This is a genomic window from Enterococcus sp. DIV0755b (assembly GCF_051713765.1).
Lineage (GTDB): Bacteria > Bacillota > Bacilli > Lactobacillales > Enterococcaceae > Enterococcus_C > Enterococcus_C canintestini.
Map to the genome: position 1 here is coordinate 2,252,628 of NZ_JBIOQN010000001.1, position 16,315 is coordinate 2,268,942.

Genomic DNA, 16,315 nt, shown 5'->3' on the forward strand with positions numbered 1-16,315 from the left:
AAAGGAGTTTACTTATGTTAAAAACAATCTATTTAAAACGATATGGCAAAGCACTCATCGCCTTTGCGCTAATAATTTTTGGTATTTACTTTTTAAATGCTTTTAGCGCGGTTTCAAATTGGCATTCTCAAAACAATTATCTTCATTCACAAGAATTTAAAGCGGAATATGAAAATCACTCAGAAGCGTTTACTTATTGGAATAGTGAGAAAAATCAAGATACTCCTTACGCTTCTCGGCAAGATTATATTGCAGATCAACTTTATTTTTATCGTGATTCCTACCAAGCCCAACAAAATTCAAATAAAGAACATCAAAACTATAACCCCAAGACTGTTTATTATGGCATGACTGGACAAGGATATGCTTTATTAAGCTTATTGTTAGTCGGATTAGCAGGGTTTCTTATCTTTTTTATTGATGAAAAGACAGCTTTTAATCGTTTCTTATTTGCATTACCACAAAAACGCAGCCAACTTTTTACTCAAAAATTAATTTACGTAGCGCTCCCAATTCTAGGTAGTTTACTCTTTAGCCAACTTTTTTATATTTGCTATTTAAAACTAGGTATTCCCGCTCCATATTTAAATGTAACTTGGGGGCAGTTACTCCATTCTGTGGTAACTAGCTTTACCTTAAATGTGCTTTTATTTACATGTAGTATGTTCATTGGGTCAATGGTCGGTAATTTGATTTTGGGACCACTAACTTGGGTAGGATTTGTCTTTTTTGCTAGCTTTTTACCCCCTGCTTGGAATAGTTTTTTAAATCTCTTTAGTCGCCAAAACGCTGACCCGTTTTCATTTAATCCAGAGAATCTATTTATTTACACCTTAGGAAAAACTGGTGGTTATTGGTGGATGATACCAATTTTTCTTGTGCTGATCTTTTTATTTTTAGGCTGGACTGCCCGTAAATATCGTACTCTTTCGTTAGAAAATGATGGTGATTATCTCTTACACCAAGATTCACGCTGGCCGATTTGGGGCTTGATGTGGGTGTTTACAAGTTTTATTATAATAAACGCCTTTACAAATACGTGGCAACTTTACTTTATCTTAAAAGACAGCCAGGAAGCAGTCTCTTTTACACAAACAATTTTAAGTACCTTCATTACGATTACGATAATAGGAATTCTTCTTTTTGCTTTAGTTTTCTTTTCTGCTATCAAAACAAAGTGGGAGATTTATCGTGCTAAAAAGCACAACTTAAAAATAAATGATTTTTCGTAATAAAATTTACAAAAAACTAAAAATTTGAATTACAAATTGTAAAACGTCATGGAATCTGCTGTGACGTTTTATTTTTTGACAGCATTTCTTGTTATACTAAAAAAAACGATTACAGGAGAAAGCAATGATTAAACTAATTATCAGCGATTTAGATGGTACCTTTTTGAACAGTCAAAGTACATTTGACGAAAAATTGTATCAAGAAGTTCGCCAATATATGCACCAACAAAACGTGGCCTTTGCCCCTTGTACTGGTAAACAATGTGAACGCGTAGAAGCTTTATTTCAAAACGTTGGAACAAAAGATTTGTGGATTTTAGGCGATAGCGCTACTCGAATTAAGCATGAAGACAAATATATCTATGAATCTTTATTACCAAACAAATTAGGTAAAGAAATCATCCGTAAACTACAAGCGATTCATAATGATCTAACGATTATTGCTTGCACAAAACAAGCGGCTATTATTCATGAAAACACATCCGCTGAAAACGAAAGAATGGTGCGCGGTTCTTATGAAATCGTAGAAAAAACCGCTGACTATCATAGCATCACAGCCGACTTTGTAAAAATTACAGTTTACGATGACAAATTAAGAAGTTATAAAATCGCACCACAACTAGTTGAATTCAAAAAACAAGCTCACATTGTCGCTTCTGAAGCCGCATGGATTGATATTACTAATTTTGGCGTACATAAACGCCACACCGTGACACAATTACAACAAATTTTAAACGTCACACCACAAGAAACGATGGTTTTTGGTGATGGCCATAACGATTTAGAATTGATGCAAGCTGGTTCATTTAGCTTTGCTATGCGCAATGCTTTTGAACAAACAAAAGCGGCTGCCAACTATATTTGTCGCAGTAATGATGAAAACGGGGTTTTATTGACGATGAAACAATTACTCACACTCCAAGCCAAAAACTAATTGAGTTAAAAAGTGGAACATTTTAACTCATGGAATTATATCTTTCGTAATAAACTGGCGATCATTTTTTATAAAAGTTTTTAGCAAAATAAGCCAGAAGTAAAAGGCGCTAAACCTTTTACTTCTGGCTTATTGTAGATGTACAGGTAGAAAATAAGTAGTGAGGCATAACCACATTGCGATAATTTTTGATAAATCGTCTTTTTACCAGCATACCATTACGAATGGCTACATTCATGGAGGCCAAATTAGTGTCTCTTACTATTGACACAACTTCTTTTGCACCTAACTGCATAAGCGCATATTCTTTTACCGCCTTAGCAGCCTCTATAGCATAGCCATTTTTCCAAGCATCATAAATTAAATGATAGCCAATTTCCAAATATGTTTCATCTTGCACTATTTGATCGGTTAGACCGCATTCACCAATGATTTTATTATCACCTTTACGCACGATAGCTAAAAGGCCGTAACCTTTTTCTTGGTATAAACGCAAATTCCACTGCAACCAATTTTTTACTTCTTCAGCTGAAAAAGCTCCCTCATAAGCATACATCACACGTTCATCTTGTAAAAATTGGGATAAAAACGCTTCTTCGCCAGCTCGCCACGGCCGTAAAATCAAACGCGTTGTTTCAATTTCCATTGCTTGCTCCTTTTCTTATCAAAATTTAGCGCCAATAAAAACCCGAATAGACTATATACAAGTAAAAGCTTTGCTCTTTTACTCATCATTTTGATAAGAAAAGCTGTATATATTATTCGGGTTTTTTATTAATTTTTTACGTAGCGCTGCGTCTTATTTACGCTTTTTCTTTTTCTTTTGTTTTTTCATCATCCGATTCATGGCCATTTTACCCATTTTACCTTTAATACCAGAACCAAACATTTGATCCATCCCAGCTGGCATTTGACCTTTTGTCATCTGCTGCATCATTTTACGGGCTTCTTTAAACTGTTTAATCATCCGGTTAACTTCAACGACTGAATTACCAGAACCTGCTGCAATTCGTCGACGTCGACTTGGATTTAATAAATCAGGATTTTCCCGTTCTGCAGGTGTCATCGACATGACCATTGCTTTTTGACGAGCAATTTGTTTTGGATCAACTTTGACGTTTTCAATTCCTGGCACTTGATTCATTCCTGGAATCATCTTTAATAAATCTTCTAGCGGTCCCATTCCCATGACTTGATCCATTTGTTCAATAAAATCATTAAAGTCAAAGGTATTTTCCTTCATCTTTTTCGCTAGTTCTTCAGCTTTTTTCTCGTCGTAATCTTGCTGCGCTTTTTCAATTAACGTCAGCATATCCCCCATGCCTAAAATTCGGCTGGCCATACGATCAGGATGGAAAACTTCTAAATCGGTTAATTTTTCCCCAGTACCGGTAAATTTAATTGGAGCACCTGTTACTTGGCGAATAGATAGTGCTGCACCACCACGCGTATCCCCATCTAATTTAGTAATCACGACCCCAGTAATGCCGAGTTGTTGGTTAAAACTATCTGCTACCGTCACCGCATCTTGACCCGTCATAGCATCGACAACTAAAAGAATTTCATTTGGCTGGGCAATTTCTTTGATCTGTTTTAACTCATCCATTAGCTTTTCATCAATATGCAGACGACCTGCCGTATCGATTAAAACATAATCATTTTTCTTTTCCCGTGCTAATGCCATCCCTTGCCGCACAATTTCAACAGGACTAACATCTGTCCCCATATCAAAAACAGGTACATTTAATTGTTGGCCTAAAACTTTTAATTGATCAATCGCTGCTGGTCGATAAACGTCACCAGCAATCATCAACGGGCGTGCTTTTTCCGTCTTCATCAAATGATTAGCTAATTTACCCGCAAATGTCGTTTTACCGGCACCTTGTAAACCAACCATCATAATAACAGTTGGGATTTTAGGCGATTTATTTAAAGTCGCTGTTTCACTTCCCAAAGTTTTGGTCAATTCTTCATCAACGATCTTAACGATTTGTTGGGCTGGCGATAAACTATCTAAGACTTCCGTCCCCACCGCTCTTTGGCGTACATTTTTAACAAATTCTTTTACTACTTTTAAGTTTACATCGGCTTCTAGTAATGCCAAGCGGATTTCCCGCATCATTTCCGTGACGTCAGCCTCGGTAATTTTTCCCTTTTTACGCAACTTGCTCATGGCTTGTTGCAGACGTTCTGTTAGATTTTCAAATGCCATTGTCTTCGTTCCTTTCAACTAAAAACTATTCATCAATTTCTTGAAGTTCCTGCAAAAATTTTGGCAGTTCTTCATCTTTTGGATAATGGGCTTTAATATAGTTTTCGGCCCGATCTAAAACTTCGCCGCGAACTATATAATCGGAAAATAAATGTAGTTTGCGCTCATAATCTTCCAAAATTTTTTCTGTCCGTTTTATATTATCATAAACTGCTTGACGACTCACCTGAAATTCTTCAGCAATTTCCCCTAGTGAAAAATCATCCGCATAATACAACTCCATGTAATTCATTTGTTTTTCGGTCAAAAGCGTGGAATAAAATTCAAATAGCGCGTTCATCCGATTCGTTTTTTCAATTTCCATAAAATCCCTCCTATCAAAAAAACTCCAACTTATTCTTTAGCTAATAATCGGTGATAATTATTTTCAGAATAGATTTTTAAACCTTTATTTATAAAATAGGCGGTGGCAACTCCGACACCACTTTGTTTGTTACCGCTAAAGGTGCCGTCATATATTTGACTGCTCCCACAAGATGGACTCCGCTCTTTTAAGATTAGGTGGGTGACCCCTGCTGCTTTTAGTTTTTGATATGCTGCTATTGCTCCTGCTTTATAGGCGGCTGTTACATCGACTTTCCGACACGTTAAAACTTGCGCTGTTCCGTTCCAAACATCAAAGCCGTCGCCTCCAATAATTTCTGCTGGATCTCTTGGAGTATTTAAGCCTCCCATAACTTCAGGACAAACTAAGATTGCCTTATTCTCTACCACTAGTTGGGCTAATTCAGTAATTTTTTGTGTTTTTCCATCATAACGACAAAAGATGCCTCCTAAACAGGCACTAATTCCCAGCATAGTTCTCTCCTTTAATAAATCTCTTTGCTAACGTGGTCTTGACATAAATTTCAATTTTGCTCTTTTTGCTCTTTTTAAAAAGAAGGCAATAATTTTTCTAAAAATTGATTTAACGCCCTTTATTATAGCATTATTTCTACCCCTTAAATAGTCCCCACTGCGTTTGTATGCTAAAATAAAAATGCCTGAAAATTTTACTTAAAAGGTAAAACCGCACAAAGGAGTTTACTATGAAAAAAGTGTTAATCGTAGACGATGAACCATCAATCGTTACGCTACTGACTTTTAATTTAGAAAAAGAAGGTTATGTTGTTACTGCCGCAACTGACGGTAACAAGGGGCTAGAATTAGCTTTAACAAAAGAATTTGATTTTATTATTTTAGATATTATGCTACCGGGTATTGATGGGATTGAAATCACCAAAAAATTACGGCAAGAAAAAAAAGAAACCCCCATTTTATTATTAACCGCAAAAGATGATACGATTGATCGAATTTTGGGACTGGAAATTGGGGCAGATGATTATTTGACAAAACCCTTTAGTCCAAGAGAAGTGTTAGCGCGGATGAAAGCTATCTTTAGACGGATGCGACCAGCAGAAACACAAAAAAGTGCAGAAATTGAAAATACAGATGACGAATTAACAGGGGAAATCTTGCAGATTGGGGCTATTAAAGCTGATTTGGATAATTATGAGGTAACCGTTAACGATCAAAAGATCTTTTTAACCCCGAAAGAATTTGAGTTACTCGTTTACTTTATGAAACGAAAAGATCGGGTGATCGATCGCGATACATTACTAGATCGCATTTGGAATTTTGACTTTGCCGGTCAAAGTCGCATTGTCGACGTCCATATCTCCCATTTACGTGAAAAAATTGAAGTTGATCCCAAAAAGCCTCGTTACCTATTGACAGTGCGTGGCTTTGGCTATAAATTTCAGGAACCAAAACTATGAAAAAAAGACGTTTACTGGAATACTTTCTTTGGTTTTTCCTCTTGCTCATGGTCTTTTTTAGCGCTTGGCAACTGATTAGTGGTTTTTTTGAACATCAAGTCTTAAGCCAGCAAGAAAATTATTTAGAAAAAAAAGGTAATTTACTTTTGCGCCTTGCCGCTGAAGATAACTATGATGAAAAAAAGTTCCAAACTTTAAGTCAGCACTATATTGAACATGCGGATGAGCGCGTTACTTTTTTATCTCCCACCGGTGAAATCATTTTTGACACTTCTAATCAAACCCTTTCAGGCACTCGTTCCAATCGTCCTGAAGTAAAAACAGTCTTAGCCGGCGGAAAAATAGGAACTGCTTTACGAAAAAGCGCTACTTTAAAAAAAGAATTACTGTATGTTGCACTCCCTATTGTAAGTGACAACCATTTAATTGGCATCTTACGAATTGCAGAAAGTACTCATACTTTTATGGTACAAGCAAGCAACGTAAAAAAATCAATTTTAACTGTCTATCTTATTTTATGCAGCTTAATTACAGCTGTCGTCTTTTATTTTTTACGCCAAAAAAATCGACCGCTTGAAACACTACTACCAGCGATAAAAAAAATGGTAGCTAATCCCAGTCGAACAGAAACCATTATGCAAACTACACCGCAATGGGAAGAATTATATCAAGCATTAAATCAATTAAGTGAACAGATGACTGACACTTACAACGCCTATTCTGCAACAGAACAGCAACTACACACTCTTTTAAATGATTTAATGATTGGTATTTTTATTGTCGACAGTGAAAACAAATTGGTAATGATTAACCCTGAGATGAAGCGACAATTGAATCTATTTCAAAACTTACCTGAAAATGTCAATTTTGCAGAAGTAATTAAAGAGCCACAATTGATTCAACTTGTTTATCGCATTTCTTTAAAAAATCCTTTTTTACATGAAGAAATTCGCTTGCATGGTGAAAGTGAACGTGTTTTAGATATTGACGCCCGTCTTTTCAATGAAGAACGACAAATTTTAGTCATGTCATATGACATGACCCAAGTTCGCCAATTAGAAAAAATGCAACAAGATTTTGTGAGTAATGTCTCTCACGAGTTAAAGACGCCCGTTACTTCACTAATTGGTTTTACGGAGACTTTACTAGATGGCGCAAAAGACGATCCTGAAACGACTACTGCCTTTTTGCAAATTATGGAAAAAGATGCCAAACGCCTGCAAGCATTGATTCAAGATATCATTCAACTTTCAAAAGGACAACAAGCTTTGGATGATCCAGTTCAACCTGTCTTCCTTTATGAGTTATTAAATCAAATCGCAGAAAATTATGCGACGCAACGAAAAGCAAAGGACTTAACTTTAACTATCAATGGTAATCCTGATTTGACTTGGTCAACTAAAGTTGCGCTTTTTTATCCAATCGCAAAAAATTTAATTGAAAATGCGATTAAATATTCGCCAGAAGGTAAAAAAATCACTATCACTTACGCCGTAACAGATGTTTTAACTTTAACGGTTGCCGATGAAGGGTTTGGTATTGATAGTGATGACCAACAGCGCATCTTTGAACGTTTTTATCGCGTTGATAAAGCCCGAGACCGTCAATCTGGCGGCACCGGCTTAGGGTTAGCCATCGTAAAAGAATCGATTGAAAAACTAGGGGGTAAAATTGAAGTACAAAGCCACCCCGGTGTAGGCTCGACTTTTACTGTCATTTTACCTGTCCTCTAACTACTAAAACATAAAAAACCCCGTAGTAAATTAACGCTTACTACGGGGGTTTTGCTCTGACTTGGGGAATTTTCAAGTTCTATTTAATTGGCGTAACTTTGCCATCAACTGTCCGCTCAATTTTCATACTAGTAATTGGTAAATAACCTAATTCTTTAACTGGTCCACTTTGAATTTCATCAGCTAAAAGATAATCCAAAAACTTTTTAACGTTTTTATCCGGTTCACCTTTTGTGTACATATGTTCATAAGACCAAATAGGCCATTTATTAGTAGCAATATTTTCAGCAGTTGGAGCTACATTATCAAGGGAAAGTTCCTGCAAGCTTTCATCGATATAAGATAGCGCCAAGTAACTGATGGCACCAGGTGTTTGAGCGACAATTTTTTTGACAGTCCCTGAAGAATCTTGTTCTTGGGATTGAATAGCTGTCGCGCCATCTAGTCCCCATTTTTCAAACGTTGCTCGCGTGCCACTACCAGAAGCTCGGTTGATGACCGCAATTTTCTCATCTTTACCACCAACTTCTTTCCAATTGGTTACTTTACCTGTAAAAATAGCAATAAGTTGCTCTTTGGAGATATTTTTTACCCCTACTTCTTTATTCACCACCGGTGCCATTCCGACAACTGCGACTTTATGATCAACTAAATCTTTTGCGTTGACGCCTTCTTTTTCTTCAGCAAAAACATCTGAATTTCCAATTGTTACCGCACCGGCAGATACTTGACTTAAACCAGTACCACTGCCACCGCCTTGAACGGTAATTTGATACGTCTTATTTTCACTTTCAAAACTTTCCTTAGCTGCGTCAACTAGCGGTTGTAACGCCGTTGATCCTACTGCCGTGATTTTTACACCACTGTCTTTTTCATTACTTGCACTCTCAGCTTTTTTGCCACCATTTCCACAGGCCGCTAGTAAAAGCGTTACAACTGCTGCAGTTACTACTAAATAAACTTTTTTCAAAATTGTCACTCCTTTTTCTTTAGGTACAACTTTAGTTTACACACGTTTTGTAAACTTACTTTAAGTAGCATGTAAAGATTCTATCAAGCTGTGTAAAGATTACGTAAAGCCAAAAGTATGAGCGTATTTCACCCCTAAATAAAAAAAAAGGACTATACTTAACTCAGTAAGACAATTATGTTCCAATTAGAAAGGAATTGATTATTATGTTAGAAATTCATTACAGCATTGCCGGTTCACAAGAAGAAGTAAAAAAATATGATAAAGCAAGTGACTTTGTCGGTGCGCAATATAAAGAAGTACCCGATCTACAAGATAACTACCAAGTAACAAAAGTATTACTAGATGGTAAAGAAATTGACTTAGACGATAAAACTATCGGTGGTTTATTCAATTACTTAAACAAATAAAAGTCTTTAGACTAAATTAGAATTTTTGAATATTTTAAAACGGGACGACGACAAGAAATTGTCATCGTCCCGTTTTTTTATGGTCTAAAATTAAAAACAATAAAAGCATAAAGTAAAAAAGCTGTAAGGACTACCAATAAAACTGTCTCCCGTTGATCGTGATTAGGATGGAGTAAAGCATACAATCGTTCTTCCCGGTTTTGCTTTTTAGAGCTAAAGAAATGAATAACCGTATAAAGCAGACCGACACCAAGAAAGCCAATAAAAAAACGAACAAAATATTGCAGTCCTGTTGCCAACATCATTACCATAGTTGGGATAAAAAGTAATTGTTCAAAGAAAATAATTCCTTGCCGATAACGACGAAAAAATTCTGTTAACGCATATTTCATAAGCTTTCCCTCCTAATATAGGCCTTTGTTCACTGCTTTTTTTCTTTATTTTACCGCAGTTTACATCTTTTATATTCCCAGCTATAATTAAATTATAATTAATTTAAGATGAGATAACAACTATTACAAAAAGTAGGTGATGACAATCTTACTAAGCAAAGAGCAAACGACCCGCTTATTAGAACAAATGGACTTTATCAGCTTTCAAGAAAAAGTAACAAAATATTTTGATGGCGAAGAAGTAGATTTTACTATCTATTACATGAAAGATCGTAAAAATGGCTCCGTCATAGCAACTACCCCCAAATTTACCTATTTACAGACCGATGAAGGTGTAGGAAACCGCTATATCATGGGCTATGCTAGTACACTTTGGGAACAATTTGCCCCAGTTGATAAAGAAGATTTCGTAAAGCGGCATATAGAAGCTTTCTTTTCAAAAAATAGCTATCTTTTAAAAAATTATGATGCAGTGGTCAAAGACATTCAGCTAGGCGCACAATACCGTTTCTCTTTACTTGCTCCCCTTTTAGGTGATTTGTCAGACTGGGCGGAGAAAAAAGCAATGGCTTTGCAACAACAACAAAGAGAGTGTTCACCGATTTTAAAAGAACTGATGCACTTAAAAAATACGCGCTTTGAAAACTTTTGTATCCACCACTTTGAAATTGCCGAGTATTACAATCAGTTGGTACTATTAGTTGAAAATTACCCTGTTTGCTACTTAAACCAAGATTACGAATTACCCAATTATGGCTATGCTGTAGATTTTTGGCGCCATTATTCCGGTGAAGACACAAATGTTGATTTAAAAGCTGAACTCAATGCTTTTGTCACCTCCTTTTTGGCTACCGAACAAGATTATCCTAATCGCTTTTTATCAAACCATACAGTGCCACAGGAGCTGACAGAAGAAATCTTACAAAAAATCAGTGCTCTACTAAACGATTTGGAATATTGGGCAACCCGTCGTTTTGCTAAAAAGGTAAGCGAATAACATCTAATTTTTTTCGTCGCAATAAATACAAAAGATGGCGCTCTCTTAGTCTTTGTTTTACTAACTGAAAGCTAAGAGAGTACCATCTATTTTTTTATGCTTGCAAAAGATATTGATTAAGACGGCTGACCGCTTCTTCTAATTGCTCCATACTTGCTGCATAACTTAAGCGGATATATCCTTCTGCCTCTTTACCAAAGGCGATACCAGGAATCACCGCTAATTTAGCTTTTTGAGCCAAATCGACACAAAACTTCATCGAATCTTGTTCTAAATGGTCAGGAATTTTGGCAAAAAGATAAAATGCTCCGGCTGGTTTTGCTACTTTAAACCCAAAGCTTGTCATTTTTTCATATAAGAAATCGCGGCGCACGCGATATTCTTCTTTCATAATTAAGCCGTCATCAATTCCTTCAATTAAAGCTCGTACAGCTGCTTTTTGAGAAATAGTGGAAGCTGCGGTTACTAAATACTGATGGACTTTAATAATTTCTTTTGTTAAGTCTTCTGGTGCAAAAATAAAACCTACGCGCCACCCTGTCATGGCATGAGATTTTGATAATCCATTGATCAAAATCGTTTGTTCCCGTAAAAATTCGGCAATGGAGACATGTTCTTCATCATAAGAAAGCTCACTATAAATTTCATCACTAATTACAAAGACAGGATATTTTTTTAAAACAGCCACTAACGCTTTGACTTGTTCTTTTGAATAGGTCACACCAGTCGGATTACTTGGATAATTTAAAATTACCGCTTTAACTGCATCCCCGTGTTCTAACAAATGTTTTTCTAAGACTGCTGGTGTTAAAACAAAGTCATCGGCTGTGGTATCCATATAAATTGGTTGTGCAGCAGCTAAAGTAATTACCGGTTCATACCCAGGATAAATCGGTGCTGGTAGTAAAACTTTATCACCAGGATTTAAAATCGCTAATAACGATGCAGAAATTGCTTCTGTGGCACCAATGGTTACCAAAACTTCGTTAGTATAGTCGTAGGTAAGATGATATTTTTGTTTTAAAAAAAGCGCAGCGGCTTCTCTTACGTCCGCCAAACCAGACATGCCAGTATAATGACTATAATTTTGTTCAATCGCATCTTTTCCTGCTTCTTTAATATGAAGTGGCGTATTAAAGTCTGGCTCTCCTAAAGTCAATTTTAGTATTCCTTCAATTCCCGAAACTTTTTCATCAAATTGGCGAATTAAAGATACTGCAATTTGATAGACTTGATTATTAAAGCGTTGTGTTAAATCCATCTACACTACTCCTTTTTAAAATTTTTTTGTCCGCTTACTTTTTATGTTTTATCCTACCACAAAATGAAAAAAAACAGCAAAGAAATTTTCATTTCCTTGCTGTTTAAATCAGAATAAAATAGTTGTTAAAAAGTAAGCTAGCGTCTGATTATTAAAACTACTTCCTACTTATCACGTAAAGATGCTATATTATTCTTAGTTTACTAACTCAGTATTCTCTGCCAAAAATGCTTTAGCCTCTTTATTAACCGCTTTTAAATCTACGCCTTGTTGTTTAGCGGCAAAAACACAGCCACAATAACACTGGCGATAGACATCGTATTCTTTACACATCTGGATTGACCGTTCATAGCCTTTATTTTTTTTAAAGTCACTCGGCAAGTAATTCACGCTATAGATTTTTTGAATATCCATCCCGATTTGATTAATTAATTGCGCATTTTTCTTCGGTGAAATGGTTAATGCACTCCCAAAGTAATCGTATCCTCTTTTTAATGCTTCTTCTGCGACTAAATCCAGGCGCATTTGAAAACAAGCCGTACATCTTTTACCGCCTTCTGGTTCGTTTTGCAAATGATTTTCTTTGATAATGGCTAAAAACTCATTGGGTTTATAATCCGCGGCAATAAAACCTACATTCGCCCCCGTTTTTTCATTGAAATCTTGCACAAATTTCTTTTGCACAAACAAACGACGTTCATACTCACTTTTGGGATGAATATTGGAATTGGCAAAGTAGATAGTCACATCGGCATATTGTGTTAGAAACTCTAATGTATAAGTACTACAAGGCGCACAACAGCTATGAATTAAAATCCGTGGCCGTTTTTCTTCAGTTTCCCAAGTAGTAATCATTTTTCGTAACACATAATCATAATTAATTTTTTGATTTTTCATCTTAGCCAAAATTTGATCTGCTTCAATCATCCGTTTATCTCCTTACCCACAAAATAACATTTATTCTTTTAAAAAAGCTCTGATATTTTTGATTTCCTCAATAAAAATTCAATCTTATTTTAGTGATATAGTAGTAATAGTTCACTATATCACTTCAAATCAACCCTATTTATTCCCTAATATCGCAAAAAATAAAAAACGTTGTATTTCAATTAAAAAAGAAATAAATAAGAATTTTATTAAATTTAAAACAATCCTATTAAATAACGTTGTTTTTATCATTTTTAGTGCCTAAAATGAATTATAGCTTAACTAAAGAATGAAATATTAGAGTAATACTGCTCATTCATATTAAACGAGGAGGTACGTGATGTCAAAAACATTTTTAAAACTACCGGTTATGTTTTTTGCAATTCCGTTTGTTTATTTATCATTACTTCTTGATGCATATTTTCATTCTATTCTAGGTTTTTTAATGACTCTAGTCTTTTCTTTTATGGTCGGCTTTTATTTTAAAGCTTGCAATCATTTAATTTTATGGTTGACAGGAAATATTCTATCCACAGTATTTTCTGTTATTTTACAATTTCAACATCCTGAATGGCATTTTTTTTATCAACCGTTTAATCCCGCCTTTTTAGTCTTATTTTTATCTTTACTGTATTTAATTCCACAAGTAATGGGTATTATTTGGGCAACTAGCTTACAGGTTCATATCTCCAAATAAAAAAACTTCGTGTTCGCTTAAAATTGCGAACACGAAGTTTTTTTTATGATTCTTTCAAATAGATTTTTTTAATGATCAATTTATCAAACAAACTAGAAGTGCTATCTTGTTCACCAATAACTTCAGCCACAATCGTTTTACCTTCATGTTTTTTGCGTAATTGGTAGACAATTTTACCACTTTCTTTTAGCTCGGAAATCATGTCAACTACCCCGCCAAATCCAGTTTTACGCGTAATAAAGCCTAATGCAACCATCCGTTCATCAAGATTTTTAGCTGAAATTGCGGCACCCGTAATTAAAGCGTTACGCATTTTGCCTAAAAATTCTTCTAACCCATCGGCAGTTTGTAACTCATCTTCTGCCACTTCCGGACGATTATGTAGCTCTTGTAATAAATTTTCATATTGTTTTTGGGTTAGCATGACACCTGCTACTTTTTCACGATTAAAAACGTAAACAGCTGTTCCCGCTTCTCGGGCCTGATTAAAAACATCCATTGGAGATTTTTTCACTTCGGTAATAGAAGTCGTCGGCACCTCTAACTTTTTCAGTTCCATATTCCTTCCTCCTTGAAAAATTCCCACTATAGAAAAGGCAGTAATCAAGAAGCACTGCTTTTTTATCAATTCCATAGCAAAGTAGTTCAACGAACACATTATAGCACAAATGCTGTCAAATACATTAAAGTTGGAAAAAATAGCAAAAAAAACAGCTACTTTTTTGAAATTATTTTTCAAAACTAAAAATTGAATTTTTTCTTACCAATTTGATTTGACTAATTTAACAAAGCGCACCACGATTCCAGTCGTAGTGCGCTTTTGTCTACTAACTTTAAAATAGCATTGCTTGCATGTTACTTACATCTTCGCCATGTGCCAGAGCAGAAACGTAAGCAGCCATATTTTTGAAAGAATCGTTTAGTCCAATTCCGCCTTTTTTAGGCATTTTAATAATTGCCACTTTTTTTTCATACTTTTCCACTGCCGGATTTTCTTCAGACATTGCAGCTGCTGCTGGAATGTCAGCTTTATTTAAAGCTTCTGTAAGGCTTGCTGCCATTTCACCAAAGTAAGGATAGTGCATAGCCGGCCCACATAACACTGCATCAGCTTCAAATTTTTTGGCAAAACCAATAAATTTCTTTTGAACTTCTGCTTGATGGCCTTCATAATATTGATCACCACAAAATAGTGTAGCAATAATCTGGGCATCGTGTTCTTTAAAAAGAGGATTCAATGTTTGACCTGGACCTAAAGCAGTTTTTTTCCCACTCGGAGCAAGTTGTGCATTTTCGTCACTTCCCATGCCTGCTTGCACATGATTTAAAATTAAAATAATTTTTTTCATTTCATTCACCTAATTCTTATAAATCATCAAAGTCAAAATCATCGAAATTGATATCATCGTCTTCTTTTTGCTCTTCTGCTTCTTTTTCTTCTCTTAAGTATTGATCATCCATCACTTTAATAAATGGGTAATAAATGAACATTCCCAAAACAATTAAAATAGCCTGTAAAATTGCTGCTTGCCAGCCACTTACCAAAAAGCCAGAAATAATCGGCGGTGTTGTCCACGGTAACTGAATCCCATTGGTATAATTGACTAAACCTAAATTCATACAAACATAAGAAATAATGATGTTAATGGTTGGTACTAAGACAAAAGGAACTAAAATAATTGGGTTTAACACAATCGGTAAACCAAAAATAATAGGTTCGTTTATACCAAAAATTCCTGGTACTAAAGATAGTTGTGATAGTTTTTTAATTCGTTGACTCTTACAAAAGATAATCATAACGATAATTAAAGATAAAGTAGAACCGCCACCACCAAAAGTTGCAAACATATCTTGAAATTGCCCTGTGATAATATTAGGAATTTCTTTTCCTGCCTTAAAGGCATCCATGTTTTCTACAGATAGCGCTCGTAATACTGGATTAAAGACCGCACCCACAACAGAAGAACCATTGATCCCAAAAAACCAGAAGAAATGTAAGAATAAATAGGCGATAATCATTGCCCCTAAAGTATTCCCTAGACTTAAAAGTGGCGTTTGTAAGAATTTAAACAAGATTTCTTGTAAGTTGCCATAAGGCGTTGCGTGGGCAATCCAGTTGGCAATCATCATAACTGTCACAATTACAAAACTTGGAATTAATGCTTCAAAAGATTTCACAACAGTTGGCGGTACGCCATCTGGCATTTTAATCGTCCAGCCCTTATTTAACAAAGCAACAAACATTCTAGTTGAGATTAGCGCTACTACCATTCCTAAGAACAAACCGCTAGAACCCATCCAACGTAAAGGTAAGCTAGCGACATCATAAACTTCTGTTGTACCTTCTGGGGTAAACGGGGTAGAAAATGGTGTGACGATGAAAAAAGAAACCAATGAAATAATAGCTGATTGCATCGCATCTACATGAAATTGTCTCCCTAAACTATACCCAATACCTGCCACAGCTAAAATTGTCATAATATCAAAGCTCGCTGTTGCCGGCATATTTAACATTGAAGCCCAATTATCACCTAGAAAAGAACTCATCATTTCATTCCAATTTGGAATTGGGAAATTAGTTAAAACTAAAAATAGTGAACCAACAATTAACAAAGGAGTGGAAAGTAAGAAACCATCCCGAATGGCAATCAAATATTTATTTTCCCCGATTGCTTTTGCCATTGGGGTTAAAACTTTTTCCAACCAGTTCAGAAACTTTTGCATTTTAACGCC

At 35.5% G+C, this 16,315-nt stretch carries 18 protein-coding genes; 7 read left to right on the forward strand and 11 right to left on the reverse strand.

Annotated features, from left to right (window positions below; translation table 11 throughout):
* Window positions 1-14 precede the first annotated feature (14 nt).
* Both IGI65_RS10790 and IGI65_RS10795 read left to right on the forward strand, forming a co-directional pair.
* A complete protein-coding gene (locus IGI65_RS10790; RefSeq protein ID WP_412256468.1) occupies window positions 15-1,232 on the forward strand; it encodes an ABC transporter permease in 1,218 nt (405 codons plus the stop codon).
* Window positions 1,233-1,356: 124 nt separating this feature from the next.
* Complete coding sequence (locus IGI65_RS10795) at window positions 1,357-2,166, forward strand: HAD family hydrolase (protein WP_412256469.1); 810 nt, start codon at window positions 1,357-1,359, stop codon at window positions 2,164-2,166.
* 118 nt (window positions 2,167-2,284) lie between these two features.
* Here IGI65_RS10795 and IGI65_RS10800 read toward each other — a convergent pair whose 3' ends face one another.
* The 4 genes from IGI65_RS10800 to IGI65_RS10815 all read right to left on the reverse strand — a co-directional run bounded on the left by IGI65_RS10800 (window position 2,285) and on the right by IGI65_RS10815 (window position 5,236).
* Entirely contained in the window at window positions 2,285-2,812 is a 528-nt protein-coding gene (locus tag IGI65_RS10800; RefSeq protein WP_412256471.1) for a GNAT family N-acetyltransferase, read from the reverse strand.
* Between the two features lie 153 nt (window positions 2,813-2,965).
* Complete coding sequence (gene ffh, locus IGI65_RS10805; protein WP_071864858.1) at window positions 2,966-4,378, reverse strand: signal recognition particle protein; 1,413 nt, start codon at window positions 4,376-4,378, stop codon at window positions 2,966-2,968.
* Between the two features lie 25 nt (window positions 4,379-4,403).
* Entirely contained in the window at window positions 4,404-4,742 is a 339-nt protein-coding gene (locus IGI65_RS10810; RefSeq protein WP_095006221.1) for a putative DNA-binding protein, read from the reverse strand.
* Between the two features lie 29 nt (window positions 4,743-4,771).
* Entirely contained in the window at window positions 4,772-5,236 is a 465-nt protein-coding gene (locus IGI65_RS10815) for a DUF523 domain-containing protein (protein WP_095006222.1), read from the reverse strand.
* Between the two features lie 230 nt (window positions 5,237-5,466).
* Between IGI65_RS10815 and IGI65_RS10820 the strand changes: the two genes are divergently transcribed.
* Entirely contained in the window at window positions 5,467-6,195 is a 729-nt protein-coding gene (locus IGI65_RS10820; protein WP_412256473.1) for a response regulator transcription factor, read from the forward strand.
* Window positions 6,192-7,928 (forward strand): sensor histidine kinase, encoded by a 1,737-nt coding sequence (locus tag IGI65_RS10825; RefSeq protein WP_412256475.1) that lies wholly within the window; start codon window positions 6,192-6,194, stop codon window positions 7,926-7,928. The genes IGI65_RS10820 and IGI65_RS10825 overlap by 4 nt, the downstream gene beginning before the upstream one ends.
* Window positions 7,929-8,007: 79 nt before the next feature.
* On the opposite strand, the gene IGI65_RS10830 is transcribed toward IGI65_RS10825, so the two are convergent.
* On the reverse strand, window positions 8,008-8,898 hold the full coding sequence (locus IGI65_RS10830; protein WP_412256477.1) for a phosphate ABC transporter substrate-binding protein PstS family protein: 891 nt from the start codon (window positions 8,896-8,898) through the stop codon (window positions 8,008-8,010).
* 206 nt (window positions 8,899-9,104) lie between these two features.
* Here IGI65_RS10830 and IGI65_RS10835 point away from each other — a divergent pair, with 206 nt between their 5' ends.
* On the forward strand, window positions 9,105-9,308 hold the full coding sequence (locus IGI65_RS10835) for a DUF4649 family protein (protein ID WP_180708224.1): 204 nt from the start codon (window positions 9,105-9,107) through the stop codon (window positions 9,306-9,308).
* 77 nt (window positions 9,309-9,385) lie between these two features.
* On the opposite strand, the gene IGI65_RS10840 is transcribed toward IGI65_RS10835, so the two are convergent.
* On the reverse strand, window positions 9,386-9,700 hold the full coding sequence (locus IGI65_RS10840; RefSeq protein WP_412256479.1) for a hypothetical protein: 315 nt from the start codon (window positions 9,698-9,700) through the stop codon (window positions 9,386-9,388).
* A 139-nt stretch (window positions 9,701-9,839) separates the two neighbouring features.
* On the opposite strand from IGI65_RS10840, the gene IGI65_RS10845 reads away from it, so the two are divergent.
* On the forward strand, window positions 9,840-10,697 hold the full coding sequence (locus tag IGI65_RS10845; protein ID WP_412256480.1) for a hypothetical protein: 858 nt from the start codon (window positions 9,840-9,842) through the stop codon (window positions 10,695-10,697).
* Window positions 10,698-10,791: 94 nt separating this feature from the next.
* Here IGI65_RS10845 and IGI65_RS10850 read toward each other — a convergent pair whose 3' ends face one another.
* Together IGI65_RS10850 and IGI65_RS10855 are read right to left on the reverse strand one after the other, a co-directional pair.
* Complete coding sequence (locus tag IGI65_RS10850) at window positions 10,792-11,958, reverse strand: pyridoxal phosphate-dependent aminotransferase (RefSeq protein WP_412256482.1); 1,167 nt, start codon at window positions 11,956-11,958, stop codon at window positions 10,792-10,794.
* A gap of 195 nt (window positions 11,959-12,153) precedes the next feature.
* On the reverse strand, window positions 12,154-12,885 hold the full coding sequence (locus tag IGI65_RS10855; RefSeq protein WP_071864850.1) for an epoxyqueuosine reductase QueH: 732 nt from the start codon (window positions 12,883-12,885) through the stop codon (window positions 12,154-12,156).
* A gap of 340 nt (window positions 12,886-13,225) precedes the next feature.
* Between IGI65_RS10855 and IGI65_RS10860 the strand changes: the two genes are divergently transcribed.
* A complete protein-coding gene (locus IGI65_RS10860; RefSeq protein WP_071864849.1) occupies window positions 13,226-13,582 on the forward strand; it encodes a hypothetical protein in 357 nt (118 codons plus the stop codon).
* Window positions 13,583-13,625: 43 nt separating this feature from the next.
* Here IGI65_RS10860 and IGI65_RS10865 read toward each other — a convergent pair whose 3' ends face one another.
* The 3 genes from IGI65_RS10865 to celB form a co-directional block, all read right to left on the reverse strand.
* Entirely contained in the window at window positions 13,626-14,141 is a 516-nt protein-coding gene (locus tag IGI65_RS10865; protein WP_438774184.1) for a type II toxin-antitoxin system Phd/YefM family antitoxin, read from the reverse strand.
* A gap of 274 nt (window positions 14,142-14,415) precedes the next feature.
* On the reverse strand, window positions 14,416-14,931 hold the full coding sequence (locus IGI65_RS10870) for a GrdB-related putative oxidoreductase (RefSeq protein WP_412256486.1): 516 nt from the start codon (window positions 14,929-14,931) through the stop codon (window positions 14,416-14,418).
* 16 nt (window positions 14,932-14,947) lie between these two features.
* The gene (celB, locus tag IGI65_RS10875; protein ID WP_071865740.1) at window positions 14,948-16,306 is read right to left on the reverse strand and encodes a PTS cellobiose transporter subunit IIC; all 1,359 of its coding nucleotides are present in this window, start codon (window positions 16,304-16,306) and stop codon (window positions 14,948-14,950) included.
* Window positions 16,307-16,315 lie beyond the last annotated feature (9 nt).